Below are 26,638 nucleotides of genomic sequence, written 5' to 3'. Positions count from 1 at the left end.
GGACAACGCGCCCCACCTGGGCTTTGATTCACACGCGCTGCTGCAGAAGTTTTGAGACACGGCGGCGCGTTGGGGACAACGCGCCCCACCTGGGCTTTGATTCACACGCGCTGCTGCAGAAGTTTTGAGACACGGCGGCGCGTTGGGGACAACGCGCCCCACCTGGGCTTTGATTCACACGCGCTGCTGCAGAAGTTTTGAGGTAGCTACCTCTTTGATAGGCATAAAAAAAGGAGCCGGGGAAACCGGCTCCTTCAAAGGACTGCGTTGGGTGAATGCGTCCCGGCTGGGCGACTAGGTCGTCTCCAGGCCGCGTGCCATCACCACCTTGCCGGTGCGCACGGTTTCCACGATGTCGAACTTGCTCAGCAGGCGCACGGCGGCGTCCACCTTGTCGGTGTTGCCGGTGATCATGGCGATGAGGCTGTCTTCCTGGAGGTCCACGGTCTTGCCGCCGTAGTGTTCCACGATTTGCAGGATCTCGGTGCGCTGATCTGGACCCGCGGAGATTTTCACCAGCACGAGTTCCTTGGCCACGGCGTCGCGGTCGGTGTGCTCCACGCAATGGATCACATCAATGAGCTTGTTCACCTGCATGATGATCTGGTGCAAGCCTTCGGGATGGCCGCTGATGCCGATGGTCATGCGGCTGAAGCGGGGATCCCGTGTCTGGGACACGACGAGGGACTCGATGTTGAACCCGCGGCGGCTGAAGACGGCGCAGATGCGGCCGAGGACGCCGGGCTGATTGTTCACGTGCACGCTCAGCGTGTGGATGTTGATGATGTCCGCCTGCGGGGCGGGCTTTTTGTCCGTGGTGGCGGGGATGCGGTCGCTCATGGTACTGATGTGTTTGAAAAAGGTTTGTTGAACTAAAAAAGGTTAGGCGGAGGCGCGGTGGGTCTTCAGGCGTTTGCGGGCCAGCTTGGCGTAGTCGGCGCTGCGCTCAATGCCGATCCACTGGCGACCCTGGCTTTCGGCGGCGATGGCGGTGGTGCCGCTGCCGAGAAAGGGGTCCACCACGAGGTCGCCCTCGTCCGAGGCACAGGCGACGAGCTTGTGAATCAGCGCGAGCGGCTTCTGGCTGGGGTGACCGCATTTCTCCTTGGTCAGCCCTTTCAGGCTGGGCACACGGAGGATGTTGGTGGCGAATTTTCCCTGGTCCAGGTGGCTCTTGCGGGCCTCCTTGTTTTTATAGCGCGGGTCCCGCAGGTAGGCGGTGATGGTGTCGGCATCGTAGGGGATGCGGACCGCGCCTTTGTTAAACTTCACCGCCTTGCTTTTCCGCAGCACGAGGATCATCTCATACTGTGGGGTGAAGCTGTCTCGCCGCTCATTGTAGCCCACTGCACGATCCCAGATGATGAGATCGTGAAACTGGTGCTGCTGGCAGAGCCTAGACATGAGGTGGAGGAAGGTGTGCTCGCGTTTGCCTAACTGGCCGAAGATGAAACCGAGGCCGTCGTCCTTGAGCACGCGCAGGCATTCCGCCACCCAGCTCTCGCACCAGGCGAGGTAGTCTTCAGGCGTTTTCCATTGCGTGTCCCAGGCTTCATCTTCGAGGACGTTAAAATAGGGAGGGTCGGCGATCACCGTCTGGGCGATGGCATCAGGCAGCTTTTTCAGCTCTTTGAGGGCATCACCTTTGATGACGGTGTTGAGTTTCATGCAGGCAGGGAAGGGCGGCAGGGGGCCCTGCCGCAGAGGGCAGGGCACGGCTGGCCGCGCTTCATCACGTGGAACCGGTCGGCTTTTCCATCTTATGCTTCGGTGCCTCGATGATCATGTCTTCCAGGGCAGCGCCTGCAGGGATCATCGGGAACACGTTTTCATACTTGATGCACTCGGCCTCAATGATGCACGGGCCTTCATTGTAATCGAGGGCCTGCTGCAGGATGCGCTCCACATCGGCCGGACGGCGGATGTGGAATCCTTTGATGCCATAGGCTTCACCCAGCTTCACGAAGTCGGGGTTGCCCACCAGGTCCACGCCGCTTTCGCGGTTTTCGAAGAACAGTTCCTGCCACTGGCGCACCATGCCCAGGTAGCTGTTGTTCAGCACGATGATCTTGATCGGCAGCTTGTGAATCGCGGCCGTGGCCAGTTCAAACAGGGTCATCTGGAAACCGCCGTCACCGGAGATGGAAACCACCAGTTTGTCTGGGCAGGCGAGCTGTGCACCGATGGCGGCAGGGAAGCCGAAGCCCATGGTGCCGGCACCGCCGGAGCTGATCCAGTGATAGCTAGCGTCGTTCTTGTAGAACTGGGCCGCCCACATCTGGTGCTGGCCCACGTCGGTGGTGACGATGGCCTTGCCCTGGGTGAGGTTGTACAGTTCGTCGATCACCTGCTGCATTCGCAGGCCACCCTGCTTCTTGTAGCCGAGGGGGAATTTCTTCTTGAAGCCGTCCACGTGCTCCAGCCAATCTTCGGTGGGCAGTTTTTCCACCAGGGGCAGCAGGGCGCTGAGGGCGGCCTTCGCATCGCCTTTGATCGCCACGTCCACCTTGATCATCTTGTTAAACTCGGCGGCATCAATGTCGATGTGGATCAGCGTGGCATTGCGGCCAAACTTGTCCGGCTTGCCGATGATGCGGTCATCAAAGCGGGAACCCACGTTGAGGATGAGGTCGGCCTCGCAGATGGTCTTGTTCGCATAGGCGGTGCCGTGCATGCCCAGCATGCCGAGCGACAGCGGGTGGGTCTCTGGGAACACACCTTTGCCCAGCAGGGTGGTGGTCACCGGGCAGCCCAGCGTTTCTGCGAGTTGCAGCAGTTCCTTGTCGGCACGGGCGATCATGGCCCCCTGGCCAGCGAGGATGATCGGGCGCTTGGACTGGGCGATGAGGCGGGCGGCTTCCTTGATGCCTTTCGGATCAATGTTGAAGGCCTCTTCCGGGTGGTAACCAGGGAGGTCCATCGGCTCATCATAGTTGCCGGTGAAGGCACCCTGGCTCTTGTCCTTCGGGATATCAATCAGCACCGGGCCTGGACGACCGGTGGTGGCGATGTGGTAGGCCTCGCGGGCAATGCGGGGGATGGAGTTGGTCTCCTTCACCAGGTAGTTGTGCTTCACCACGGGGGCCGTGATGTTAAAGATGTCCGCTTCCTGGAAGGCATCCTTGCCCAGCATCCAGCTCACCGTCTGGCCGCAGAGCACGATCATCGGCACGCTGTCCATCTGGGCGGTCATCAGACCAGTGATGGTATTGCCAGCACCAGGGCCGGAGGTCACCAGCACCACGGCAGGCTTGCCTGTGGCGCGGGCGTAACCGTCGGCCATGTGGACGGCACCCTGCTCATGACGCACGAGGACGAATTTCATGTTCGTCTTCATGGTTTCCAATGCGTCGAAAATCGGGATCGCGGCGCCGCCGGAATAACCGAACACGTATTCGATGCCGAGATCGGCCAGGGTTTTGATCAGCGCTTGTGCGCCATCCAATTGGGGTGTGCTCATAGGGTTGTCAGATGAAAATTACTTTTTCGAAGGCTAGTTTGCGCGGGTTTTAGGAAATTACAATCTAAAAATGAGGTGTTTTTGGGGTAAATGGGGTCTTTTGCGCGTGATGACGGGCTGAAAATTGCCGATTTTTCATGAAGTGATGCATGATGGGTGATTCCAGTTTCATTAAAATGACCGTTTTTTGAACAAAGTGAGTCCAAATCGCATCGGCGCTGTTTAAAAGCCTCCTTGGAATTTCTCGGTCGTGAAAAAAAGTCAACTCGCGCCTTCAATCTCATCTTGAGAAGAATGCTGCCTCGACCTACAAAACGGCTTCCATGAGAAACCTCCTAGTCCTGCTCGCCACCAGCCTCCTGCTCTGCCAGTGCAACTCCCTCAAGTACACCGGCAGCGCCCCGAATCCGCCCTTGACCAAGCTGGCGATTGTCAAAAACACCAAACTCCACATGTCCGGCATGCAGCCAGAGGTGGTGAAGCAGGTGCAGGAGATGGGCATCGCCACCACCCTGGTGGATGCACCGCCTGCGACCAATGAACCCTACCTCACCTTCACCGCCAACTGGGCCTGGGATCTGGCCATGTACCTCCGTTACTTCAAGGCCGAGCTCCACCAGGGCGGCCAGGTGACGGGCAGCGTCGAGTACAAGACTAGTGGCTCGGACATGAGCAAATTCGGCCACACGGATGCGAAGATCCGACCCATGCTGAGAAAGCTCATCCTTGGCGAAAACCCACCGCCGAAGCCACGCGCCCCTGCCGCCTCCATGCGCTAATCGCGCAGTTCAAAAGCATCTTTCTCCTGACGGCGGTCCTTTTGTAGGACCGCCGTCTTCTTTGAGGAGAGTGGGCAGGCGCGAAATTTCATCTGGCTCGCAGGCCGCCCGCCGTCTTTATAGAGGCAGCCATGTCCACCACCCCCGCCTCCCAGCCCTGCGACTTCTGCGGCCGCCCCGAAGCCCATCCCGTGGCCGACATGCACATCTGCGACGAATGCTACATCGCCAAAGGCAGTTGCTGTGCCGGTGAGGAGGAATGCGAACCGGACATTCGGCGCGAGGCTGAATGACAGCCCCAGAGGGGAACGTGGACCTCCCAAAGTCGCGAAGCGTCTCGGAGTGCGGTGGCAGAGAAGCCGGAGCCGTCAGGCTTCGGCGACACCGCTTTCGTGCGGAGGCCAAAGGCAGACCTCACCTTCACCATCCGAGCGCAGAGGGGGCCGCGTGACGCGTCTTCAGATTTCAATCACATAGAGACCCGCAAATCCCCTGACTCTGGCATCCGGGCGTGATGAATCGCCTAACAAAAAGCAGGGTGGAATCATCACCCCTGCTGGCTCCGGCGAAAGCGGTGTCGCCGAGGCCAAGGGCTGGCCCCTTGTCTCTCTGCCACCGCACTCCGGGACGCTTCGCGTTTTCCGGCAGCCACTTGCTTATCCACACTCCCTGGCCCGCAAAAGGGGAAATCAATTCTGGCGTCTCTTCTTGCCATTCATCGCCCGCTCGTTTTTCATAGGTATCTCCCTGAATGCCTGAAGCCACACTCTCCCCCGAAGAATTTATTGATCATTGGTCCAAGGCGGAGGCCAATGAACGTGCCAATTCGCAGAGTTTCCTCATCGGTCTCACCCGGCTTCTGGGCCTGCCCCAGCCAGCGCACAATCATCACCAGGGATACAGTTTCGAATACCCCGTCAAAGTCCCCGGTGGGGATAGCACCAATTTCATCGACCTCTATCGTCCCACTGGCAAAATTTAAGTAAGCGTATTAATATGAATTTGATGCAGGAAGCGGAAGGTTTGGTTCGCGAAGAACTTGATGCTTATGGAGTTGATCATTCTAAAGCTCAAGATTTAGAGGCCGTTCTCCATCTTGTGCTTCACATGAAGCTCAAGACTATTACAATATCTCCGCGTCTGGTTCACCGCAGTTCGGAATTTAATGAAAAGCTCAAGCATATGGATGCAGAAAAGCAGAGCGCAGCCGATGCGATCTTCGAAAAGGTTGCGGCTGGTGAAGATATCTCAGGACACCTTGGAAGGAGCAATCATAAACCAGAAAAGTTGGATAGATTGCTGGCAGATTGGGGTATTCAGCATTTGCATATCAGTAATCGTAAAAATAAACCAACGGACAAACTTTTTGCTTCAACTGGACCAGTCATGTTTGTGTTATTTCATCTGAAGGATGCCTACTTTATAGACATTTACTCGCACGATACCCAAAAACATCCTGAAGTTTGGACTCGCCAAGAACTTATCGCTATTTTGAGAAATAATTGGCCTCAGGTACTTGAGCCGTTTAGAATGAAGGGTGTTGTGGGGCTTAGTCGCGATGTCAGTGATCCAATGGAACGTAAAAAGCTCAGGAATGCCAATGTGAATGCTCCAATCCAAATCGAAAAAGACGTATATTCTAACCCGGGTGGAGGTTTAATGGCTGATGGCACTCCCATGCGAGTTCTTAGAGCCGCTGACCGCATAATTGATTCTTTAGAACAACTCGATAGAGATATCATGGCCTTTAATCCCGATACGAGGCGACGTCTTGCACAAGCTGCGGGTATTACCGAAAGTTCTCTCGATTATGAGCTCGTTAAGGCGTCCGGGCAAGTCTGGTCACTTCGCGTAAAGGGTAGTGCAGTTGTAGTAGTCAATATCAATGAGCCCATTTTTATTTAAACATGCTCTGGACCCCACAAACCCACTACCAGCCCTGGCCCTTTGACAAAGAGGCCGAGTTGGAAACTGCCATCAAAGAAGTTCAGGCCACCCTTTTTGGGGACAGCCGGGTGTACCTGGAGGTGAAGAAGCTCATCGGCGAGCGTGGCAAGACGCAGAACATCCCGGATGGGTATCTGCTGGACTTTTCCAGCCCGCGCAGGCCGGTGCTTTATCTGGTGGAGGTGGAACTGGCCAAGCATGATCCCCTGCGGCACATCGCCCAGCAGTTGCTGAATTTTTCCCTCTCATTCAAGAGCACCCCGCAGAAGATGAAGGAGATCCTGCGCGACCACATTCTGAAAAGCCCTGAAACCGTGGCACGCTGTGAGGCCTATGCGCATGCCAACGGCTTCAGCAATCTGGACTACCTCCTGGAGCAGATGATCTATCCGGAAAATGCCTTCAACTGCCTTGTCATCATTGATGAACTGGATGAGGAGCTGGAAAGCATCGTCCGCAGTTCCCTGCGTTTCCCCGTGGAGACTCTGACTCTGGGCCGCTACCGGTCTGCGCAGGAACAGGTGGTCTATCAGTTCGAGCCCTTCTTTTACGACCTCAGCGCGCAGAGCGCCACCGTCGCACCGGATATCGGCAACACTCCGGCGATAGATCCGGCGGAAGTTGATACGGTGGTGGTTTCTGCCCGTGAAGAGGGTTTCAAAGAGACCTTTCTGGGCGAGAACCGCTGGTATGCCATCCGCATCCATTCCAGCATGCTGAACAGGATCAAATATTTGGCCACCTACCAGGTAGCCCCGGAATCCGCCATCACGCATGTGGCTGAGGTGGCCAGCATCGAACCCTGGAAGGACACGGGCAAATACGTGCTCAACTTCATGGAGCGCGCCAAGCCCATCCAAAGAATTCCTTTGATCCCAGGAGGACGCGTCATGGCTCCGCAGGCCCCCCGGTACACTTCCTTAGCCCGGCTGCAGAAGGCAAAGAATTTGGATGAGGTGTTTTAGGCTGGTTGTTTGGCAGTCGTTCAGACTAAAACTATCGAAGATCCCGACGAAGCTTCTCTTGCAAGGCTTGCCCTATTCGCTGCGTTTTCTACGCCCTATTTTCCTCATGACCACTCCGGCCCGTTTATTGACCCTGCTGTCTCTTTTATCCCTTCCAGCGCTCCAGGCGGAGCCGCAGTGGATCTGGTCTGCCAAAAAGGCGGAGGCGCAGGAGAAGGCGACTTTTAAACACAGCTTTGACCTGAAGCTGACTCCAAAGTCAGCCCTGCTGAGCGTGACCTGTGACAACGGGGCCACGGTTTTCATCAATGGCAAAAAGGCGGCGGTGAATGAGGACTGGCAGAAGCCGGTGAAGCTGGATGTTATCAAGCTGCTGGAGCTGGGCGCGACGAACACGATCGAAATTCAGGCCACGAACAAGGGCGGCAGTGCAGGGTTGATCGCCAAGCTGGAGCTGGCCAAGCAGCAGGGCGGCGTGGAGGTCATCGAAACGAATGCCCAGTGGCAGGCGACCGCGACCGGCAAGACCGAGTGGAAGCCCGTGGTGGTGCTGGGTGCCTATGGTGTGGGCCCCTGGGGGAAGGTGTTCGATGGCAAGATCGGCTCCGCCAAAGGTGACGGCACGGTGGTGGCTGCTGCGGATGTGACGGTGCCGAAAGGCTTTAAGGTGGAACTTCTCTACACGGTGCCGAAAGAAGAGCAGGGCTCCTGGGTGGCGCTGACCACGGATGACAAGGGCCGCCTGATCGCCTGTGACCAGTATGGCAGCCTTTACCGCATGGCCGTGCCTGCCATCGGCAAGACGGAGCTGCTGAAGCCGGAGAAGCTGAAGGTGGATTTCGGCAAGGCTCACGGCCTGCTTTACGCTTTTGGCAGCCTCTATGTGATGGTGAACGAGAACGGCAAGGACAATGGCCTTTACCGCCTGAAGGACAGCGATGGCGATGATCAGTATGACAAGATCGACAAGCTGGTGACCATGGCGGGCGGTGGTGAGCATGGCCTGCACAGCATGGTGGTGAGCCCGGATGGTAAGCGCATCTACTTCAACGGTGGCAACCACACCAAGCTGCCGGACGTGCTCGATAAAAGCCGCCCGGCCAAGCTATGGGACGAGGACCATATCCTGCCCCGCATGTGGGATGCCAATGGCCACGCACGCGGCATTATGGCCCCGGGTGGTTTCATCTGCAGCATGACGCCTGAGGGCAAGGACGTGGAGCTTTTCTGCTATGGCTTCCGCAACCAGTTCGACATCACTTTCGACCTCAGCGGCGAGCTCTTCACGTATGATGCGGACATGGAGTGGGACATCGGCTCCCCCTGGTATCGCCCGACCCGTGTGAACCATTGCGTGAGCGGGGCCGACTATGGCTGGCGCAGCGGCAGTGGCAAATGGCCGCAGTCTTACCCAGACAGCCTGCCCACCACACTGGATATCGGCCCTGGCAGCCCCACGGGCGTGGTCAGCGGCAAAGGGGCCAAATTCCCCGCCAAGTATCAGCGCGCTGTCTTCATCAATGACTGGACCTACGGTACCATGTGGGCCATCAACCTGGAGCCAAAAGGCGGCAGTTTCCTCGCGGAAAAAGAAGAGTTCGTTTTTGGCAAACCTCTGCCACTTACCGATGTCATCATTCACCCGCAGGATGGGGCCATGTACTTTGCCATTGGCGGTCGCCGCACCCAGTCGGGCGTGTATCGTGTGACCTATGTGGGCGAGGAATCCACCGCGCCTGTCCAGGCCCTGCCTTTGGATGAAGAATCCCGCATGCGCCAGACTCTGGAGGCCATGCACCAGGACGGTGGAGATCCGCAAAAGATCCTCGCCGCCGCCTGGCCCTACCTCAGCCACAGCGACCGCCATGTGCGCTATGCGGCCCGTGTGGCCATCGAGAGGCTGCCTCAGGATCTGTGGCAGGAAAAGGCGCTGAATGAAACCCAGCCGATGGCCATCATCGAAGGCCTCATCGCCCTGGCCCGTGTGAATGGCAGCAAGACCGAGGCCCCTGCGACCAAGCCCGCCGCCGGATCTTCATCGGCCCCGATTGGCGATGTCTCACCCGACAAGGTGGAATTGCAGCTCAAGATGCTTGAGACTTTGAGCCGCCTGGAAGGGGCCGAACTGAGCCTGAACCAGCACCTGGGTGCGTTGCGTGCTCTTCAGCTCATCCTCATCCGCCTGGGCAAACCCTCACCTGAAGTGTGCGAAGGCATCGTGGAAAAATTGGAGCCGCTTTTCCCAAGCGCAGATGACAGCATCAACCGCGAACTGGCCCAGATCCTCATTGTGCTGGATTCCACCCAGGCTCCGGCGAAGACGCTCGCCCTCATGGCGCAGGCCAAGGATGACTTCCAGGCTGTGGCCACAGATGCGGTGCTCAGTCGCAATGATGGTTATGCCAATGCTGCGCGTGCCGCTGCCGGCAGCCGCCCGAATGCCCAGCAGATCGCCTACATGTTCTCGCTGCGCAATGCCAAGGCCGGCTGGACGCCGGAGCTGCGCAAGACCTTCTTCTCCTGGTTCCCCCGCGCCCGTGCCTGGAAGGGGGGCAACAGCTTCAAGGGCTTCATTGAAAACATCCGCAAAGATTCCCTGGCCACCTTTGTGCCGGAATCCGAGCGTGCCGAAATGGATGCCATCAGCAGCAAGGTGGAAGGCGCGGACATCCCGAACTACGTGGCTCCCAAAGGCCCGGGCCGCGCCTGGAGCGTGGATGAAGTGGTGGCCCTCACCAGCGGTGGGCTCAAAGGCCGCGACTTCAAAAATGGCGAGGCCATGTACCGCAGCGTCATGTGCGCCACTTGTCACCGTTTCAATGGCGACGGCGGCAGCATCGGCCCGGACCTCACCGGCAGCGGCAACCGCTACACCATGCGCGACCTGATGGAAAACATCGTGGACCCGAGCAAGGTCATCTCCGACCAGTATGACAGCCACCAGATCACCAAAAAAGACGGTAGCACCATCCTGGGCCGCATCGTGGTGGAAGAGAACGGCAAGGTCTTTGTGATGGCCAATCCCTTTGCCCCTAATGACCAGACGGCCATCAATGAGAGCGAGATCGCCAGCAAGGAAACCCGCAAGGTGTCCATGATGCCTCCAGGCCTCATCAATGCCCTGAATCAGGACGAACTGCTGGACCTCATCGCCTACCTGATCAGCGGTGGGAACGAGAAGGACAAGGCTTTCAAATAGCCCCTTCCTGCGTGGACAAATTCGTCATGATGCCTTAAATTGGCTTCATGACGGCTGCCGTTGAGCACATCAAAAAGGAGATCCGCAGTCTCGGTCCTGATGAGATCGAGGCCCTCCTGCGCGATCTCCAAAACGAGTACGTCCTGCCTCCAGCCGATGATGAAGCCGCCTCCATCGAAGCCGAATGGGACGCCGAAATAGACCGTCGCATGCAGGATGTCATCGAAGGCCGCGTGGAACTGATCTCCGCAGAGGAATCAGACCGCCGCATGGATGCCCTCTTTGCCAAACACGGGCTTGAGCGTCACAGCGCATGAGCGCTTGGCGGATCCATCCGGCAGCCGAACAAGAGTTGGAGGATGCTGTTGATCACTACCTCGGCATTGATGCCAAGCTGGCCTATTCATTCGACGAACACTATCGTCATTATCGCGATCAAATTTGTCAGAATCCCTTCATGTTCAATGTCCGCAGGAAGGACGTCCGGCGCGTTAATTTGACGCCACGATTTGGGGAATACTACATCGCTTACATGGTCTGGAAGGAAAAGGTGGTTATTCTTGCTGTCGCCCACGCCAAACGCCGTCCCTACTATTGGCGAAATCGCATTCTTGAAGGAAAGGATTTGTTGTAATCCACGCTTCGAAACACTGTCAGTTCATGTTGAACAACCGACAACGCTTCGCAAGCTCTGCTGGTGTGTAGCCTTTAGGCGATTCAGGGAAGAACCGAAGCACCTGGGAGTCGGCTAAAGCCTAGACACCAGCAGAGTGAATGTAGCACTGCGGATTTCGGGGGGCTGCTACAACGCCAGATGCCCGAGGGCGAGCAGGCCGTAGTAGGTGTACTCCGGGTCCAGGGTGTCGTCGGTCCAGTTGCCGTGGAAGCCGCCTTCGGCGCTCCAGAGGCTATCCACAAAATCCAGGCAGGGTTCGCGCACGCGTTCGATGGCGGCGTCATTGCCGGACAGCGCATGCAGGGCCACAGCGGTGGAGAGGAGATCAGGGATCGGAGCCCCAGGGATGGCCAGGAAACCGCCGCCGGGGAGGCATTGCCGGACGAGCCACTCCACACTGGCCGGGGGCGCAGGCATTTGCAGATGACGGTAAAGGGAAAGCATGGCCGAGGTGGCCGTGGTGGAGCCGAGACGGATGCCGGGCTCGTTTGACCACGCGCCGTCGGGCGTCTCCAGGCTGTCCATGCACAGGGCGATGTTCATCGCATCTGGCGGCAGCAGGCCGAGATCCTGATAAGCTCCCCAGGCAATGAGACAGCCGTAGGCGCTGCCATTCTTGCGGTTAGGGGCCTGGTGATAGCCGCCATCAGGCGTGCGGTATTTTTCAATGCGGGCGGCCAGGGAAGTGCGCGAGGCTTCCGGCAGGCCGTCCATGCCAATCGTGGCCCAGCAGCGGGCCAGGCAGCAGAGATGAACGAAGTCATGCCCCTCGCCATCGCCATGCTTGCCTAACCAGGAGCGTGTCAATTCGCTGGGCGGCTTTTCCTGGAGAGCCAGCAGGCCTTCCAGGCCAAAGACCGTGTAATAGAGGTCCGGCTTGCCATCGCGGTCCATGACACCGCCTTTCGGGTGAAAGCGGGAGCGAAGGAACCGCGCGACGAGCTCCGTGGAATCCCCCAGGAGCTTTGGAGCCACGCGGGCCACCTGGAGCATTTCGAGCCGGAAAGACATGAGCGTGTGATTATCCGGCAAAGGCCACGCTCGGCACGCCCTGGGCACCTGGACGGCAGACGAAGAGACGGCCTGCCGCTTCTTCTTTGAGGTCTCCCTTCACCCCGGTCGTGACATAAAGATCCCGCAGTTCGGGTCCGCCAAAAGCACAGGCGGTGGTTTCCACGCAGGGGAAGTCCACCTGCTGAACGACGGCCTGGGTTTTAGGGTCAAAGCAAACGACTTTGCCACCGTGGCAGAAGGCGATCCACAGACGGTCCTCGCTGTCAATCGTCATGCCGTCCGGGCTGCTGGAATCAGCACTCGTATCCCAGATGACACGCTCGTTGCTGATGGCGGAGGTGCTGCCATCGAAATCAAAGGCGCGGATCTTTTTTCTTGGCGTATCAATGTAAAACATCGTCGCACCATCGCGGCTCCAGATGATGCCGTTGGAGTTCGTCACTGGGCCAAATTTCTTTTCCACCGTGAGGTCCGTGTGCAGGCAGTAAAGGGAGGCTTCCTGGCGCTTCTTCAGGTTGATCGTTCCCGCCCAGAGACGGCCCTGCGGATCGCATTTGCCATCGTTGAAACGGTTGTCGGCGAGTTCAGGCTCGGGGTCGGCAATCGGTGTGCTGATGCCCGTCTCTTCATCCAGGAAAAAGAAGCCCTGGTCGCCTGCCCACAAGAGACCGCCCTGCTCACGCGCCACTACGGTGCCGACACGCTGACCCACATCCCAGATCTTTTCTTCACCGGTCACCGGATTGAAAGAGATGATCTTGTGCGTCTCGATGTCCACATAGAGTAGACGGTTCTTGTCCCAAAGCGGGCCCTCGCCCCAGACGGATGTGTATGTGCCGACAATTTCAGGTGTGATCATGGAGCCGAGGAGATAGCGAGGGGGGAGGGGGAGGTCAAGGGGAGGGTCAACGGGTCAACGGGTCAACGGGTCAACGGGTCAACGGGTCAACGGGTCAAGGCGCGATGTGTGACCAGTGCCTCAGACTTCCGTTTTGACATTCTTGACCATTGACCCTCTTGACTGCTGACCTCCCCTCCCTCTCTCACCTCAGATAAATGAACTCATTCGCCATCATGAGCGACTGGCACAGCAGTTCCCACACGCGCATTTGCCGTTGATCATGATCGTTGATGCTGGAGGCCAGCATGGCATCGGCGGCGGTGAGGAAGTCCTGGGCCCGGGCGAGATCGGCGGAGTTCATCTCGCGGGCATAAGCCAGGCGGATGGCCTGGGCGAGGCGCTGTTCCACCGTAGGGCCTTCTTTGGCTACGCGATGGGCAAAGGCACGGGCACTTTGTTCCGCGATGGGGCTGTTCATCAGCAGGAGAGCCTGAGGCGAGACAATGGTGCTGTTGCGCTGGCCGGTGGAGACGGTGGGATCCGGATAGTCGAATTGCTGGAAGAGATCGTACAGGTTGTTGCGGATGATGGGCAGATAGAGGGCGCGGCGGGTGCTGTCGTACTTCGTCGCATCCTTGGAGGTGTGGTTGAAGACGAACTGGCGGTTGCGCAGCGGCACGGTCTTGCCGCCCATGCTGAGGTCCAGTTCACCGGCCACGCTCAGCAGGGCATCGCGGATGTCTTCGGCCTGGAGCCGACGGATGGGGAAGTGGTGCAGCAGACGGTTTTCAGGGTCCACTTCCAGGCTGGGGGCGCTGGCCTGTTGATAGGTGGCGCTGGTGAGGAGCAGGCGGTGAAGGTCCTTCAGGCTCCAGTCATTCTGAGGCAGCCAGGTGGCCAGCCAATCCAGCAGCTCAGGATGGGTGGGGGCATCGCCCAGGAGGCCAAAGTTGTCGGGCGTGCGGGCCAGGCCATGACCGAAGTGCCAGGTCCAAACACGGTTCACAATGACACGTGCGGTCAGAGGATGTTCCGGGCGGGCCAGCCACTGGGCCAGTTCCAGACGGCCGCTTTTTTCCTTGGGAAAGCGGGCCTGCGGTTCCAGGGCGGCCTGCATGACTTTGGGGAAGCCTCGTTCGATGGGCTTGCCCAGCGTGAGGTGGCTGCCACGGATGTGAATGGGCACGGTGGTCTTGATTTTGGAGTCGTCCTTGACCCCGACGACGGTGGGCAGATCGGGCAGGTTTTTCTCCACTTCCTCCACAGCGGTCATCACCGCCTCCACCTGCGCCTTGGCTTCTGGCGTGGGCGTTTTTTTGGCGGCTGCCACAGCGGTAGAAAGTTCCTTCTTTTTGTTAGCCAGCGCACGTTCGGCAGACTTCACAGCGGCAAATTCATCCAGCCCGCCGATGGGAGTTTCATGCCAGTAGGAGATGGCTCCGTTCATCTCTTCGGTGAAAGAACGGGTGCTTTTAAAAATGCCCGCGAGCGCATAGTAATCCTCGTGGGAGATGGGGTCGAACTTGTGATCGTGGCAGCGCACGCAGCCCAGGGTCATGCCCAGAAAGGCGCGCCCGGTGGTTTCGATCTGCTCATCCACCACGTCCATGATCAGCTTTTCCTTGTCAGCCTCGGCCAGCACTTTGGCCCCTAGGTTCAGGAAGGCGGTGGCGGTGGCTTGCTCATGACGATCTGCCAAAGTCTTGGCAGGCAGGAGGTCACCGGCGATCTGTTCGATCAGGAAACGATCAAAGGGCTTGTCCGCATTGAAGCTGCGCACCACATAGTCGCGGTAACGCCAGGCGGTGCCGAGGGCGATGTTTTCATCGAGGCCGTTGGAGTCGGCATAACGGGCCACATCCAGCCAGTGGCGGCCCCATTTTTCACCGTAGTGCGGACTGGCCAGCAGGCGGTCAATGAGGGCGCGGATGGCCTTCTCACGATTCAGTGCCACGGCCTTTTTAAACTCAGCCACCTCCGCAGGTGTGGGCGGCAGGCCAGTGAGGTCGTAGCTCATGCGGCGGATCAGCGTCACGGCATCCGCTGGCGGGGAGAGTTGCAGATTTTTCTCGGCGAGTTTCGTCGTGATGATGGAGTCCACCGGATGGTCCTTGGCAGAAGTCGGCGTCACCTTGGCGATGGGGCGGAAGGCCCAATGCTGGCGGCCTTTGTCCAGGTCAATCTTGCGGGGGCCCTGGGCCACCACCTGGGTGCGGGGATCTGGGGCACCGCGCTGCACCCACTCTTCCAGCACCTTGATTTCGGCTGGGGGCAGGGCACTTTTCGGTGGCATCTGCATGTCGCGGTTTTTGTAACGAATCGCCTCAATGATGAGGCTCTTGTCCGGCTCGCCCGCGATCAGCCCAGGGCCATTATCGCCGCCTTGCAGCAGAGCTGCCTTGGAGTCCATGGCCAGACTGCCCTTGGTTTTGCCACTTTCAGTGGAGTGGCACTCGTAGCAGCGCTCGATGAGAATGGGGCGGACCTTCTTTTCAAAGAAGTCCAGATCGGCGGAGGTCGGCTCATTGGCCAACAGCACTCCCAGAGGCAAACCAGCCAGGAGTGCCGCGAACAAGCGGGAAGCAAAGGCAATGTGATGCATGAGGTGTCGTGAAAAGCTACGCACCCTTGCCCCCGCTTCTTGCGTGCCAGGACTTTAGCGGTCTTTCAGCCGGGTGAAGACTTTGGCATCGCCAAAGAGCTTGTCCCATGCGGGAGATTTCTCCAAAAGCGCCTTTTGGGTCGCGGCTGCGCTGGCCGTGTGTTCGCCTTCCGTCTTCAGCGGGCGGATGGAAAGTTGGCCATCTCCGGCCTTTTCCACGAGCAAAAGCGTGTAGTTAGGCGAGTCGTTTTTCGGCAGGCCATCTTCGAAAGTGGCGGCCAGCCGCACCTGCCAAATATCCTTTCCGCCGACCTTCAAAGGACGCACCTCAAAGTAGCTACTTCCTTTAGCACCAACGGGATAGTTCAACATGAACGCATCTGTACCGACCGGTGCCAGCACGGCAAATTCGCGTGCGCGGGCATCACCTGTCTCATCCTCAGTCATCCACACCCCGGCCACTTCCGGGTCGGTGGCGACGAAACCTCCCGTGAAGACAGGTTCTTTAAAAAGACAGGAGGAGAGGCTGAGCACAAGGGCCACAGCGGCGAGGGCATGGAGGATGGGTTTCATGGGAGAGGGTACCCAAAAAGGGCGTATTTATGGAGACTTCGTTCGCCCACAGAGTATTCAAAAGTTTCAGTTTTGAGCACAATCGGGCACGTGCATTTGGCAAGGATATAGGGCCGATTTTTCATGCAGAATGCTTTGTTAGGGCAGTGCGTAGAGAGGTTCTTCCCAGGTGAGATGCATTTGGCACACTGTTTGCCCTTGGATGTGGCTCGTGGTGAACAGCCACACTCCCTCGAATCTAACCTGAACATCCTCATGAAACGCATCTTCTTCAGTCTCATCGCAGCCTCCTCGCTGGTGTCCTGCGCGACCGGTCCCAATGCCCAAACGGGTACTGTCGTGGGCGCCCTTGGTGGCGCAGCCGCAGGTGGCATCATCGGCAATCAGAGTGGCCGTGGCCTGGAAGGCGCTGCCATCGGTGCCGGCCTTGGCGCCCTGGCTGGCAATGCCATCGGCAATTCCCAGGACCAGCGCAACTATCAGCGAGGCCGCTACTACCACAACGGCCGTTACTATAACCAGCGCGGCTACCGCAACAGCCGCTACTATTATTATTGATCCTGGCTGGCTAGAGGATGCGGCCCTGCTCCACCACGGCGCGGGCCGCCTCGATCTCGTCATTGATCACGACGGTGGCTCCGAATCGCTTCAGCCTCTCCACGTCTGAGGCAAAACGTGCTCTCGCGAGCACTGGAATGTCCTTCCGGTGCTCGCGGATCAGGGACAGGGCCTCCAGGGTCAACGTGGCATCAGGGAACGTAAAGGCGACCATCCGGGCATGGGCCAGGCGGGTAAGTTCCCAGGTTTCCGCATGTGCAGCATCGGCAAAGAGCACCGCCTGACCCTGGCGTTTCAGTTGCCGCACGGTCTCGGCATTCAGCTCCACCACCAGGGTTTCCACACCCTCATCATGCAGGGATTTGTTGAGTTGCTGCCCCACGGGGCCAAACCCACAGATGATGGCGTGATTGTGCATAACGCTCATCTTTTGGCGCATGGGCGCAGAGTCTGGCAGGGTGGGTTTCTTTTTGCCCCAGCCCAGCTTTTCCAGCTTTGCACCCAGGGGGCCACCGGCACGCATCAGGGCAGGGAGCAGCCCCATGCTCAGGGCGGCACTGGCAATGAAGGTCTGCTGCATGCCCGCATCCCACAGCCCGGCACCGCCTGCCTTTTGCAAAAGCACCAGGGAAAACTCGCCCGCGCTGCACAGGCCGATGCCTGCCATCAGCGCCTGCCGATGCACCAGCCCCAGCTTGCGGGCGATGAGGGTAATGAGGCCGGCTTTGGCCACCATCATCATCACGGTCAGGGCTAGGATGGGCTTCCAGTAAACAGCCGCCACGTGCAGATCAATCATCAGCCCCACGGACACGAAAAACAGTGTCAGAAAGAGGTCCTTGATCGGCATGATGTCGGCCAGGATGCGGTGCTTGAAGATGGATTCACTGACGGCCAAACCGGCGACGAAAGCGCCCAGCGCCAAACCGAGTTGCAGGAGGCCGCCGATGAATGCCAGGCCGATGCAGGAGCCGATCACGCTCAGGGTGAATAGCTCGCGGTTGCGAGTACGCGTCACCGCATTGAGCAAGGCCGGGATGACCCACCGTGCCGCCACCCCAGCGAGAAGAACAAAGAGCCCACCGCGACCGAGCAGGGAAGCAATGCGCTGCCACAGGCTTTCATCCGCAGGCCCCTCATGCAGCAGCAGAGGCAGCACCAGGAAAAAGACAATGATGAAAAGGTCCTGGAAAATGGCCACGGCGAGGGCCATGCGCGCGCCGGTGCTGGACTCCAGCCCCAAGTCCTGAAAGCTCTTGAGGCTCACGGCGGTGGAGCTCATAGCCAGGGCGACCGCCAGTAAAATGGAGCCTGTGATTGAGATGCCGCCCAGCCATGCTGCCATCCCGCCCAGGGCCCCGCAAAGCGCCATCTGCCAGCCGCCGCCGACGAAGGCCAGCCGCCGGACATATCGCAGGTCGCTGAGGGAAAATTCCATGCCGAGTGTAAACATCAGCAGCATCACGCCGAACTCGGACATCTGGGCAATGCGCGCCTCAGATTCACCACCGCCCAGCAGATCCAGCACCCCGCTGTTCGCCACGATAACTCCGCAGATAAAGTAGCCGGCCAGCAGGGACTGCTGCAGCCTCAGCAGCAGCAGCGACACCACCACCACCGTCGTTAACATCACCGCCAGCAGCGTGAACAGTGGCGGCAAGCCCTCGGCAGCAGCGAGAATGGGAGACAGGCGGGGGAGCATGCCCCTGTCATGGACAGGGCGGAGGCCGGGCTCAAGCGGGAATCTTGGCCCTGCGAATTTTCCTGGCGAAAAAGCCGCCGTTTACTGGGTGGCGAACTTCGTCAGCAGACCGCGTTTGCGGGTGAGCCGGAGGATCCATAGAAAAAGTCCGCCTGCGGCTGAAAGGTAGATAATGTTCAGCACGAAAGCCTGGGTGAGCAGGGTGAGATTCATCGTGCCGGTGCGCATAACCTCGCGCATGCCTTCAAAGATGTAAGTCGCCGGGAAGGCCCAGGCGATGGGCTGGGACCAGGAAGGCATGTCGGCCACGGGATAAAAGACGGCCACGGCTGGCTGGATGAAAAACGGTACCGCCCAGGCCAGCGATTCCGCCGCCTGTCCCCAGCGCAGGATCAGCGCGGTGGAGATCATGCCCAGGGACCAGCCAAAGAGCATCAGGTTCAGGAAAAACGGCACCAGCCACCATTCCAGGACGAAGATATTAAAGGAATAGCCAAACCAGGCGATCAAGCCCAGGACGACCCCCGTGACCATGATGCGCAGCACGCCCACGGCAAAGGTGGCACCCAGGTATTCGCTGGTGCGGACCGGGGCGACAAAGATGTTCAGCAGGTTGCGCGTCCACACATCTTCCAGGAAGGAAATGGCCACGCCTTGCTGGGCGCGAAACATGATGTCCCAGAGGATCATCGCCCCCAGAAGGAAGAGGATGTAGTTGCCGAATTCGTGGGTCGTGTTGCGCTGCAAAAACAGCGTCAGGTTGCCCCACACCAGCAGGTCCACCACGGGCCAAAACACCATTTCTACCAGGCGGACTGGGTTTCTCGTGTAGAGAAAGATGTAGCGGAGCACCAAGGCCCAAATGACACGCAAATTCATAATCCTGTTAATCTCGAAATCTTGTTAATCCTTGTCGTTAAATGGCCTGGCTGACTCAGCTTCAGGCCTCCAGATCTCCACTGCGGGCGATCTTGATGAACACGTCTTCCAATGAGTTTTCGGAGAACTTCTTCACGATCTGGTCAGGCGTCCCTTCGGCCACGATCTTGCCTTTGTGCAGGAAGATCACCCGGTCGCAGACTTCCTCGATGTCCTTCATGTTATGGCTAGTGTAGAGGATGCCGATGTTGCGCTCGCTCTGCACCCGACGCACGACCTTGCGCACCTTGTCGGCGATGTCGGGATCCAGGCTGGCGGTGGGTTCGTCCAGCATCAGCAGTTCCGGGTCATTGAGGAAGGCCTTGCAAAGGTTCACACGGGTGGATTCCCCGGCGGAGAGTTGGCCCGTCACCCGATCCCGCAGGTGGGCCACTTCCAGCAGTTCCAGCAGTTCGGCGATCCTTTTCTTCGGCTTGGGCACGCCGTAGATCTGGGCAAAGACGGTCAAATTTTGCCATACCTTCAGATTCCCCGGCAGGCTGACATAGGCGGAGGAAAAGTTGGTCTTCTTCAGGATCTCGATGCGGTGGGCCTCCAGCGTTTTGCCAAAGGCAAAAAGGTCGCCAGAAGTGGGCAGGGTGAGTCCCAGCATGCAGTTCATGGCAGTGGTCTTGCCCGCGCCATTGGCCCCCAGCAGCCCCAGGATTTCCCCGCGGTGCAGTTTGAAGGAAAAACGGTCCAGCGCCTTCACTCCTTCGAATTCTCGGGTGAGTTCACGGGCTTCCAAAATGACTTCGCGCGAGTCGGTGTCTGACATGGGCGGGCAGATTCGCTGGGATGTGTGGAAATGCAAGAGCCAGCCCGAACGGCTTCGAGGTCTGCTTGCCGGGACTGCAAGCCAACGATTCCGGTGCCAATTTTGCAGAAAAAGATGAAACGAGTGTCCAAACCATGGGCCTGCCTGCCTTTTGAAAGCTCAACCATGAAGAAACTGCTCTGTCTCGCCCTCTTCCTCACTGTCAGGCTCTACGCCGCCACCGAATCTCAGGTGCTGGTCTATGGGGCCACCCCCGGTGGATTCTGTGCAGCCATCGCCGCTGCCCGCGAAGGGGCCACCGTGATCCTGCTGGAGCCGACGGACCATGTGGGGGGCGTGAATACCGGGGGACTGAGTTTCAGCGACTCCAACCAGACCGTGCGCAGCACCGTCATGGGCCTCTTTGATGAATGGCACAGCCGCATTGAAAAAGACTATCAGCAGCGTGGCGTCACGCTGCCCTATAAGGTGAGCGAAAAGGACAACAAAGTGTGGACCTATGAGCCCAGCGTGGCCATGCGCATCACCCGGCAGATGCTGGATGAGGCCAAGGTGCAGGTGCTGACCCAACAGGTCCTCAAAAGTGTGACCAAGAATGGCCCACGCATCACTGCCCTGCAAACTACCGGCGGCGAATACAAAGCCCGCGTTTTCATTGATGCCACCTATGAAGGGGATCTGCTGGCCGCAGCCGGGGTTAGCTGGACCATTGGCCGCGAAGGCCGCAAGGAATACGGGGAATCCCTGGCCGGGAAGCAGTACCCGAAGACCAACATGCCCATCTCCGGCTTTGACGCCGCAGGCAAGCCGCTGCCGCTCATCACCACCACCGACGCCGGGCCTGAGGAAGAAGGCGACAAGAATGTCATGGTGTACAGCTTCCGCCTTTGCCTGACCAAAGACCCCGCCAACCGCGTGCCTTTCCCGAAACCGGCCAGCTATGATCCGGCCCGCTTTGAGGCCGTGCGCCGCTATTACGCTGCTGAAAAGCGCCCGCATCTGTTGTGGGACCTTTACCCCCTGCCTAACCAAAAGTTCGATGCGAACAACGGCATCGGCAAGCAGTTCTCCATGGGCCTCGTGGGCGCCTGCAATGGCTGGAGTGAGGCCGACCAGGCCGGACGCGAACAGAGCTGGGAAGCCCACAAGCAGTACACGCTGGAGCTTTATCAGTTCCTCACCACCGATCCCGCCGTGCCGGAGCACCTGCGTACGCAGCTCAGCGAATATGGCCTGTGCAAGGATGAGTTCGAGGCGTACGGCCACTGGTCGCCCCAGCTCTATGTGCGGGAAGGCCGGCGCATGAAGGGGCTGTATGTCGTCAGCCAGAAGGACATCCTGGACCAGCCGGAAAAGGAAGATCCTGTGGTCGTCTCCTCCTTTCCCATTGATTCCCATGACTGCCAGCGTGTGGCCCTGAAGGATGGCGGTGTGGTCAATGAAGGCACCATCTACCCGGTGCGCATCACCGGGCGCAAACATGGCTTTGCTTACCACATTCCTTACCGCAGCCTGCTGCCGAAAGGTGAGGAGTGCGACAACCTGCTGGTGCCGGTGGCCCTTTCCTGCACCCATGTGGGCATCTCCTCCATCCGGGTGGAGCCCACCTGGATGATCCTGGGCCAGAGTGCAGGTGTGGCGGCAGCGCTTTCTGCCAAACAGGACGTGGCCGTGCAGGCCCTGTCGTACCCGGTTCTCAAGGAACGCCTGCTGGCGCAGAAACAGGTGCTGGATCTGCCCGTGCTCGCCCCATTGCCCCCGGCACCTGTCACCCCGATGAATGTGGACCCGGCGACGCTGAAAGGCATTATCCTGGACGATGCGGATGCCGAACTGAAAGGTGCGTGGAGCCACTCCACAGGCTTCAAGCCCCATGTGGGCCGCGGCTACCGGCATGATGAGCAGCGGGGCGACGGCCAGGTCTCCGCCCTCTTTCGTTTTGATGTGCCCGAGGCGGGCAAATACGATCTGCGCATGGCCTACTCGGCCCATGAAACGCGTGCTAAGAAAGTGCCGGTGGAAGTCGTGAATGGAGGCCGCAGCGTGAAGCTGACGGCGGATCAGACCTTGCCGCTGCCTCAGGGAGAGGTTTTCCGCAGTCTGGGAACGGTGGAGCTTTCCAAAGGAGAAACCACCCTCCAGATCCGCAACCAGGGGACGGAAGGTTTTGTCATCCTGGATGCCCTGCAACTGCTGAAGGCGGACTAACCAAAAAGGTGGGCATGAAAAACCCGCATTGTGGCCACCCGGGTTAGGGCGGAACAATGCGGGTTCAAAAACAGTCTTTTAAAGGCTGTCGGTCAGGTACTAGTAACGGCCACCGCCGCCGCCACCACCGTAACCACCTTTGCCGCCACGGCTGCCGCCGCCACCACCACCACCGGAATAGGCAGGGCGATCTTCTTTCGGACGGGCTTCATTGATGGTCAGGGCGCGACCACCGAAATCTTTGCCGTTGAGGGCCGTGATGGCCTCGTTCATGGCCATTGCGGAGTCCATGGTCACAAAAGCGAAACCACGCGGGCGACCGGTGGCATGATCCATCGGCAGGTGCATATCGGTCACGGTGCCGTAGTCATTGAAGAGAGCACGGAGTTCGGACTCCATAGCTGTGAAGGGCAGGTTGCCCACATACATTTTGGTATTCATAACGTTAACTTGGATGCCGTTTCCCCTCGTGACACCAATCAAGCTCCGTTATCGGATTTCAGAACATCACTGAATCCAAAGAATCACCTGATGAACAACTTAGCTTAGCCTTCACCAGGGTAACTTGCAGTGCTCTCTATCGTCCCTCGTGGGGCAATAGCAAACGATAGTTCGGATTGTTTCACGGCTCCGGCTTGACGAGGAGGCACTCACAGCGCAGGCGTGACGGGTGCGTTCCTTGCTTCCTCCAGACCGTCCTGCCCTCGTCCTCGCCCCCATGCAGGACGTGACGGATCTGCCGTTCATGCGGCTGATCGCGCGTTATGGTGGGCCGGACATCTATGTGACGGAATACTTCCGCGTCACGCCAGATTCCAAGCTGGATGCCACCATCCTGAAGTCCATCACGCAGAATGACACGGGCATTCCCGTGATCGCGCAGATGATCGGCCAAGACATTCCGGCGCTCATCCGCACGGCGAAGGCACTGGAAAAGTATCCCGTGGCCGGCATTGACCTCAATCTGGGCTGTCCGGCCCCGGTGGTGTGCCGAAAGGATGCCGGCGGCGGCCTTTTGCGCCAGCCCGAGCGTGTGAATGAGATTCTCCGCGCTCTGCGCGACACGGTGCAGGGCCGCTTCACGGTGAAATGCCGGGTGGGTTTTACCGACAAGGCGGAGTTCCCACGCCTGCTGGAGGTGTTCCAAAGCCACGCCATTGACGGCCTCACCGTCCATGGCCGCACCGTGCGGGATGCGTACAAAACGGCGGTGCATCCGGAGTGCGTGGCCCTGGCCGTCCAGTCCATGCCGTGCCCGGTCATCGCCAATGGCAATGTGGTGGATGTGCCCACGGGTGTGGCCTACCTGCGCCATACCCAGGCGGCCGGCCTCATGCTGGGCCGTGGGGCCATCCGGCATCCGTGGCTTTTTGATCATCTGCGCGCCCACTGGGAGGGCAGGGAAGTCGCCCCGCGCACCGGGCGGGACATGATGGATTACATCCAGAATCTCTATGACATGACGGCGGCCTTTCATCCGCACTATGAGACGAACTCGCACGTGCAGAAGATGAAACGCTACATGGTGTACATCACCACGGGCATTGCCGAAGGGCAGTTTGAATACCGCATCCGCCGCGTGAGCACGGAGCCGGAATTCTTTGCCGCCTGCCATGAGTATCTGGACAATGACCTGCCGCTGCCTGTGCGGCCACCGGAGACCTCCAGCGTGTTCTGTGGTTTTGCGGAGCTGAAGTAAGCTGCGGTATCCCTGGCACGGGATGCAGATTCGCCTTTGCGCCGGGGCATCTTTGCGTGACTCATAAGCGTTCCCCCGTTCCACCATGCCTGCCCTTGATTATCCGCCACCCCTTCAGCGCCTGATCGCGCAGATCCGCACGCTCCCCGGCCTGGGGCCGCGCAGTGCGGAGCGCCTGGTGCTGTGGCTCATGCAGGATGGCGGTCGCATCGAGCCGCTGGTGGACAGCCTGCGCGATGTGGGGGACCGCGTGCAGGCCTGCGACCAGTGCGGCTTTTTCATTGAGAGCGACCACGAGTGCGTGCTCTGCCACAGCCCGAAGCGCAATCCCCACCTCATCTGCGTGGTGGAACAGGCGGCCGATGTACTGCGGCTGGAGCGCTCCGGCGCCTTCTCAGGCCTTTATCACGTGCTGGGTGGCAAACTTTCCCCGCTGGACAATGTGACGCCGGAGGATCTGCGCATCGAGCCGCTGCTGCACCGGGTAAAAAACCAGTCGGTGGAGGAAGTGATCCTCGCCGTGGGCAGCGATGTGGAGGGCGAGGCCACCGCCAGCTACCTGAATGATCTTTTGCGCACGGAAGGGCTTACCGTCTCCCGTTTGGCCCAAGGCATGCCCGCCGGTGGCGGTCTGGACCATGTGGATGAGCTGACTCTATACCAGGCTCTGCAAGGACGCCGCAGGGTCTGAAGTCAGGCCTAACGGCCCCCTGGAATTTTTTTTTGTGAGGAATGATCCGCTGAATTGCTTTTTCACGCAGGTATTGTCACCTACCTCACAATGAAACTCACTCCCTATCTCCTCGCCCTCGTTTCTCTTACCCTGGTCAATTGTGCCACCCAAGACGGCACCCTGGTGGTGGATTCACACAATGGCCAGACCGGCCAAAGCGTTCGCAAAGTTTACAGCAAATACTACGACGATGGTGCCTGGCTGACGCCGGGACATCTGGGCCTGAGCGTGGTGGTGGACCATGAAAAGGCCTCCCTCCCGCTCGTCTCCGGCGCACAGCAGTCCATGGGTGCGCTGACACCCAGCGACAGCCTGGCCAGGGGCAAGGTGACGATCTACCTGTGGAACTATGACAAGACCGCCCACCCGGTGCGCATCCTGCGGGTCAGCTCGGGCCGTTCCTCCTTCACGCTCGATAACAAGGTGCTCATCGCTGCTCCGCAAGACCGCTCCGGCGAAGCCGTGGGCAACCTCGAAATATTCAACTACGCCACGGAACTCCCGGTCAAAGTGGAGTATGAACTGAATGGCCGCCGTGGCAGCCTTTCCCTGAAAGTCATGCGCCGCACCCAGGCGGAGCTGAACCGCCATTACGATGACCCCTCCACCATTCCTTATCCCTGGTATCAGGCCAAGATGACCTCTCCCTGGCTGCTGTAACTTCTGCACTTCGTCTGCTTTATGAAACTCGCCCGCCTCCTCATCCCGCTGCTCTCCCTTGCCGTGTCTGCCTTCGCCGAAACCCAAAGCTTCACCATTCTGGATGGTCAGAAAATCACGGCTGAAATGAGCGGCGGCCTGCCGCTGCCCGCCGAAAAGGAAGGCATCAAGATCGAAGTCGCCGCCTTCATGATCCAAGAGGGAAAGCTCATTTACTCCTTCGGTTTCAGCACGCAGAAAGAGGTGAAAAAAGTCGTTGTAGAAGAAGTCTCCGGCAGCAGCGCCCTGCCGATGGTGACGGACAGTGCGCCTGCCCTCACCAAGGCCTACTGGAAAGGCGATGCCCAACCTCTGCCGCTGACCCAGGCCGGTGTGCCGTGGGTGTTTGAGGAAGGCGACACCCTCAAAGTCTTCCGTTTCACCATCACCACCGGCAGCGATGCCGCGCCTGTGATCCTGCATCAGCCTGCCATTTACGGCGGCGGGGTGAAGGTGCAACTGCGTCAACTGGCGCAGTAAGAAAAGCCGTGGCGCGGGAGGGCGGAATGGGGCACAATGTCACTGCTTCATTCATTCCCCCCAAACGCTCATGAAGACCGTCCACACACCCCAGGGAGAGGTCTGGCTGCATGAGCCGCCGGTGGAGATGCTGAGGGCCATCCGCGCCTTCTTGCCTTTTGGTGCGGTGCGTTATGCCAACCCCCAGAATGGCGCAGATTATGGCCTCGTCATGCAGTGCGGTGAGCGCGAAGTTTACGGGGTGAAGCAGCAGCCGGTGGACTGCGATGAAGTGCAGAGCCGGGTATCCTTCAAGGCGCACTCCCTGCTCATCGCCCACAGTCTGGCGGGCTATCGCACGTTCGGTTTCTCCGGCCTCTTCTTGCCGTGTCCGTATCTGCGCAGCAAAGAGGGCGGTCGCCATGAATCTGGCATCGCGTACTTTGGCTACCCCTCGTCACGCGGTCATGAGTCGCAGGAGTATCCGTATGAGTCCTCCTTTGATGGCGGTTTCGGCCACGGCTTCACCACGCTGATGAAGTCCTTCATTCGGACCTTGCAGCAGAGCTCCCATGACATGGGCATCACCCTGGGCCGTCCGATCGGGCTGGATATCCGCTCCCGTTTGCAGATGGGCTCGGTGGGTTTCGGCTTCATGGTTCTGGGGCAAAACATCATCTGCCTGAAAACGGCGATCTCCGAGCAGGACCCCACCTGGACCGTGCTGCGCAGCACCGGGATCAGCGATGTGTATCACCTGCCCAGCCAGCCCATCGCCATTCGGGAAGAGGACCTCCATCTGGCCAAGCCCGAAGCGACTTAGTCAAA

26 protein-coding genes are annotated in these 26,638 nt (G+C 59.1%); 15 read left to right on the top strand and 11 right to left on the bottom strand.

The window, feature by feature from the left end; translation table 11 throughout:
- Nucleotides 1–294: 294 nt before the first annotated feature.
- From ilvN to ilvB, 3 genes are all read right to left on the bottom strand, one after another.
- On the bottom strand, nt 295–840 hold the full coding sequence (gene ilvN, locus ABEB25_RS15380; protein WP_345737306.1) for an acetolactate synthase small subunit: 546 nt from the start codon (nt 838–840) through the stop codon (nt 295–297).
- A 42-nt stretch (nt 841–882) separates the two neighbouring features.
- Nucleotides 883–1,668: a DNA-methyltransferase gene (locus ABEB25_RS15375; RefSeq protein ID WP_345737305.1), complete on the bottom strand. Its 786-nt coding sequence runs from the start codon at nt 1,666–1,668 to the stop codon at nt 883–885.
- Between the two features lie 64 nt (nt 1,669–1,732).
- Nucleotides 1,733–3,460, bottom strand: a complete 1,728-nt coding sequence (gene ilvB / locus ABEB25_RS15370) for a biosynthetic-type acetolactate synthase large subunit (RefSeq protein WP_345737304.1) — start codon at nt 3,458–3,460, stop codon at nt 1,733–1,735.
- A 323-nt stretch (nt 3,461–3,783) separates the two neighbouring features.
- On the opposite strand from ilvB, the gene ABEB25_RS15365 reads away from it, so the two are divergent.
- From ABEB25_RS15365 to ABEB25_RS15330, 8 genes are all read left to right on the top strand, one after another.
- Nucleotides 3,784–4,239 carry a hypothetical protein gene (locus tag ABEB25_RS15365; RefSeq protein WP_345737303.1) on the top strand — a complete coding sequence of 152 codons (456 nt, stop codon included), beginning with the start codon at nt 3,784–3,786 and terminating at the stop codon, nt 4,237–4,239.
- Between the two features lie 131 nt (nt 4,240–4,370).
- Nucleotides 4,371–4,532 carry a hypothetical protein gene (locus ABEB25_RS15360; protein ID WP_345737302.1) on the top strand — a complete coding sequence of 54 codons (162 nt, stop codon included), beginning with the start codon at nt 4,371–4,373 and terminating at the stop codon, nt 4,530–4,532.
- 458 nt (nt 4,533–4,990) lie between these two features.
- Nucleotides 4,991–5,221, top strand: a complete 231-nt coding sequence (locus ABEB25_RS15355) for a hypothetical protein (RefSeq protein WP_345737301.1) — start codon at nt 4,991–4,993, stop codon at nt 5,219–5,221.
- A gap of 14 nt (nt 5,222–5,235) precedes the next feature.
- Entirely contained in the window at nt 5,236–6,144 is a 909-nt protein-coding gene (locus tag ABEB25_RS15350; RefSeq protein WP_345737300.1) for a hypothetical protein, read from the top strand.
- Between the two features lie 2 nt (nt 6,145–6,146).
- Nucleotides 6,147–7,151, top strand: coding sequence for a hypothetical protein (locus ABEB25_RS15345; protein ID WP_345737299.1), 1,005 nt, complete (start codon nt 6,147–6,149; stop codon nt 7,149–7,151).
- Nucleotides 7,152–7,257: 106 nt separating this feature from the next.
- Complete coding sequence (locus ABEB25_RS15340) at nt 7,258–10,350, top strand: c-type cytochrome (protein WP_345737298.1); 3,093 nt, start codon at nt 7,258–7,260, stop codon at nt 10,348–10,350.
- A 47-nt stretch (nt 10,351–10,397) separates the two neighbouring features.
- Nucleotides 10,398–10,667 (top strand): addiction module protein, encoded by a 270-nt coding sequence (locus tag ABEB25_RS15335; protein ID WP_345737297.1) that lies wholly within the window; start codon nt 10,398–10,400, stop codon nt 10,665–10,667.
- On the top strand, nt 10,664–10,984 hold the full coding sequence (locus ABEB25_RS15330) for a type II toxin-antitoxin system RelE/ParE family toxin (RefSeq protein ID WP_345737296.1): 321 nt from the start codon (nt 10,664–10,666) through the stop codon (nt 10,982–10,984). The genes ABEB25_RS15335 and ABEB25_RS15330 overlap by 4 nt, the downstream gene beginning before the upstream one ends.
- A gap of 168 nt (nt 10,985–11,152) precedes the next feature.
- Here the strand turns inward: ABEB25_RS15330 and ABEB25_RS15325 are convergent, their stop codons facing one another.
- The 4 genes from ABEB25_RS15325 to ABEB25_RS15310 form a co-directional block, all read right to left on the bottom strand.
- Nucleotides 11,153–12,037 (bottom strand): prenyltransferase/squalene oxidase repeat-containing protein, encoded by an 885-nt coding sequence (locus tag ABEB25_RS15325; RefSeq protein WP_345737295.1) that lies wholly within the window; start codon nt 12,035–12,037, stop codon nt 11,153–11,155.
- A gap of 10 nt (nt 12,038–12,047) precedes the next feature.
- Complete coding sequence (locus tag ABEB25_RS15320) at nt 12,048–12,899, bottom strand: SMP-30/gluconolactonase/LRE family protein (RefSeq protein WP_345737294.1); 852 nt, start codon at nt 12,897–12,899, stop codon at nt 12,048–12,050.
- 184 nt (nt 12,900–13,083) lie between these two features.
- Nucleotides 13,084–15,483, bottom strand: coding sequence for a PSD1 and planctomycete cytochrome C domain-containing protein (locus ABEB25_RS15315; RefSeq protein WP_345737293.1), 2,400 nt, complete (start codon nt 15,481–15,483; stop codon nt 13,084–13,086).
- A gap of 54 nt (nt 15,484–15,537) precedes the next feature.
- Nucleotides 15,538–16,056 carry a hypothetical protein gene (locus tag ABEB25_RS15310; protein WP_345737292.1) on the bottom strand — a complete coding sequence of 173 codons (519 nt, stop codon included), beginning with the start codon at nt 16,054–16,056 and terminating at the stop codon, nt 15,538–15,540.
- A gap of 255 nt (nt 16,057–16,311) precedes the next feature.
- On the opposite strand from ABEB25_RS15310, the gene ABEB25_RS15305 reads away from it, so the two are divergent.
- Nucleotides 16,312–16,614: a glycine zipper domain-containing protein gene (locus ABEB25_RS15305; RefSeq protein WP_345737291.1), complete on the top strand. Its 303-nt coding sequence runs from the start codon at nt 16,312–16,314 to the stop codon at nt 16,612–16,614.
- Nucleotides 16,615–16,624: 10 nt separating this feature from the next.
- Here the strand turns inward: ABEB25_RS15305 and ABEB25_RS15300 are convergent, their stop codons facing one another.
- The 3 genes from ABEB25_RS15300 to ABEB25_RS15290 all read right to left on the bottom strand — a co-directional run bounded on the left by ABEB25_RS15300 (nt 16,625) and on the right by ABEB25_RS15290 (nt 20,012).
- Nucleotides 16,625–18,316: a cation:proton antiporter domain-containing protein gene (locus ABEB25_RS15300; RefSeq protein WP_345737290.1), complete on the bottom strand. Its 1,692-nt coding sequence runs from the start codon at nt 18,314–18,316 to the stop codon at nt 16,625–16,627.
- Nucleotides 18,317–18,397: 81 nt separating this feature from the next.
- The gene (locus ABEB25_RS15295) at nt 18,398–19,195 is read right to left on the bottom strand and encodes an ABC transporter permease (RefSeq protein WP_345737289.1); all 798 of its coding nucleotides are present in this window, start codon (nt 19,193–19,195) and stop codon (nt 18,398–18,400) included.
- A gap of 61 nt (nt 19,196–19,256) precedes the next feature.
- Nucleotides 19,257–20,012: an ABC transporter ATP-binding protein gene (locus ABEB25_RS15290; RefSeq protein ID WP_345737288.1), complete on the bottom strand. Its 756-nt coding sequence runs from the start codon at nt 20,010–20,012 to the stop codon at nt 19,257–19,259.
- A 165-nt stretch (nt 20,013–20,177) separates the two neighbouring features.
- Between ABEB25_RS15290 and ABEB25_RS15285 the strand changes: the two genes are divergently transcribed.
- A complete protein-coding gene (locus ABEB25_RS15285) occupies nt 20,178–22,220 on the top strand; it encodes an FAD-dependent oxidoreductase (protein WP_345737287.1) in 2,043 nt (680 codons plus the stop codon).
- Between the two features lie 99 nt (nt 22,221–22,319).
- Here the strand turns inward: ABEB25_RS15285 and ABEB25_RS15280 are convergent, their stop codons facing one another.
- Nucleotides 22,320–22,661, bottom strand: coding sequence for an RNA recognition motif domain-containing protein (locus ABEB25_RS15280; RefSeq protein WP_345737286.1), 342 nt, complete (start codon nt 22,659–22,661; stop codon nt 22,320–22,322).
- A gap of 229 nt (nt 22,662–22,890) precedes the next feature.
- On the opposite strand from ABEB25_RS15280, the gene ABEB25_RS15275 reads away from it, so the two are divergent.
- The 5 genes from ABEB25_RS15275 (at nt 22,891) to ABEB25_RS15255 (ending at nt 26,633) form a co-directional block, all read left to right on the top strand.
- Nucleotides 22,891–23,919 carry a tRNA dihydrouridine synthase gene (locus tag ABEB25_RS15275; protein ID WP_345737285.1) on the top strand — a complete coding sequence of 343 codons (1,029 nt, stop codon included), beginning with the start codon at nt 22,891–22,893 and terminating at the stop codon, nt 23,917–23,919.
- Between the two features lie 85 nt (nt 23,920–24,004).
- Nucleotides 24,005–24,610 (top strand): recombination mediator RecR, encoded by a 606-nt coding sequence (gene recR / locus ABEB25_RS15270; protein ID WP_345737284.1) that lies wholly within the window; start codon nt 24,005–24,007, stop codon nt 24,608–24,610.
- 90 nt (nt 24,611–24,700) lie between these two features.
- A complete protein-coding gene (locus tag ABEB25_RS15265; protein WP_345737283.1) occupies nt 24,701–25,312 on the top strand; it encodes a hypothetical protein in 612 nt (203 codons plus the stop codon).
- Nucleotides 25,313–25,333: 21 nt separating this feature from the next.
- On the top strand, nt 25,334–25,831 hold the full coding sequence (locus ABEB25_RS15260) for a hypothetical protein (protein WP_345737282.1): 498 nt from the start codon (nt 25,334–25,336) through the stop codon (nt 25,829–25,831).
- Nucleotides 25,832–25,901: 70 nt separating this feature from the next.
- Nucleotides 25,902–26,633, top strand: coding sequence for a hypothetical protein (locus ABEB25_RS15255; protein WP_345737281.1), 732 nt, complete (start codon nt 25,902–25,904; stop codon nt 26,631–26,633).
- The last annotated feature ends 5 nt before the right edge of the window (nt 26,634–26,638 follow it).

Origin of the sequence: Prosthecobacter algae, from assembly GCF_039542385.1 — a bacterium.
Taxonomy (GTDB): Bacteria; Verrucomicrobiota; Verrucomicrobiia; order Verrucomicrobiales; family Verrucomicrobiaceae; genus Prosthecobacter; species Prosthecobacter algae.
Note: the sequence above shows the minus strand (reverse complement) of the source record. Positions and strands in the feature narration are given on the sequence as shown.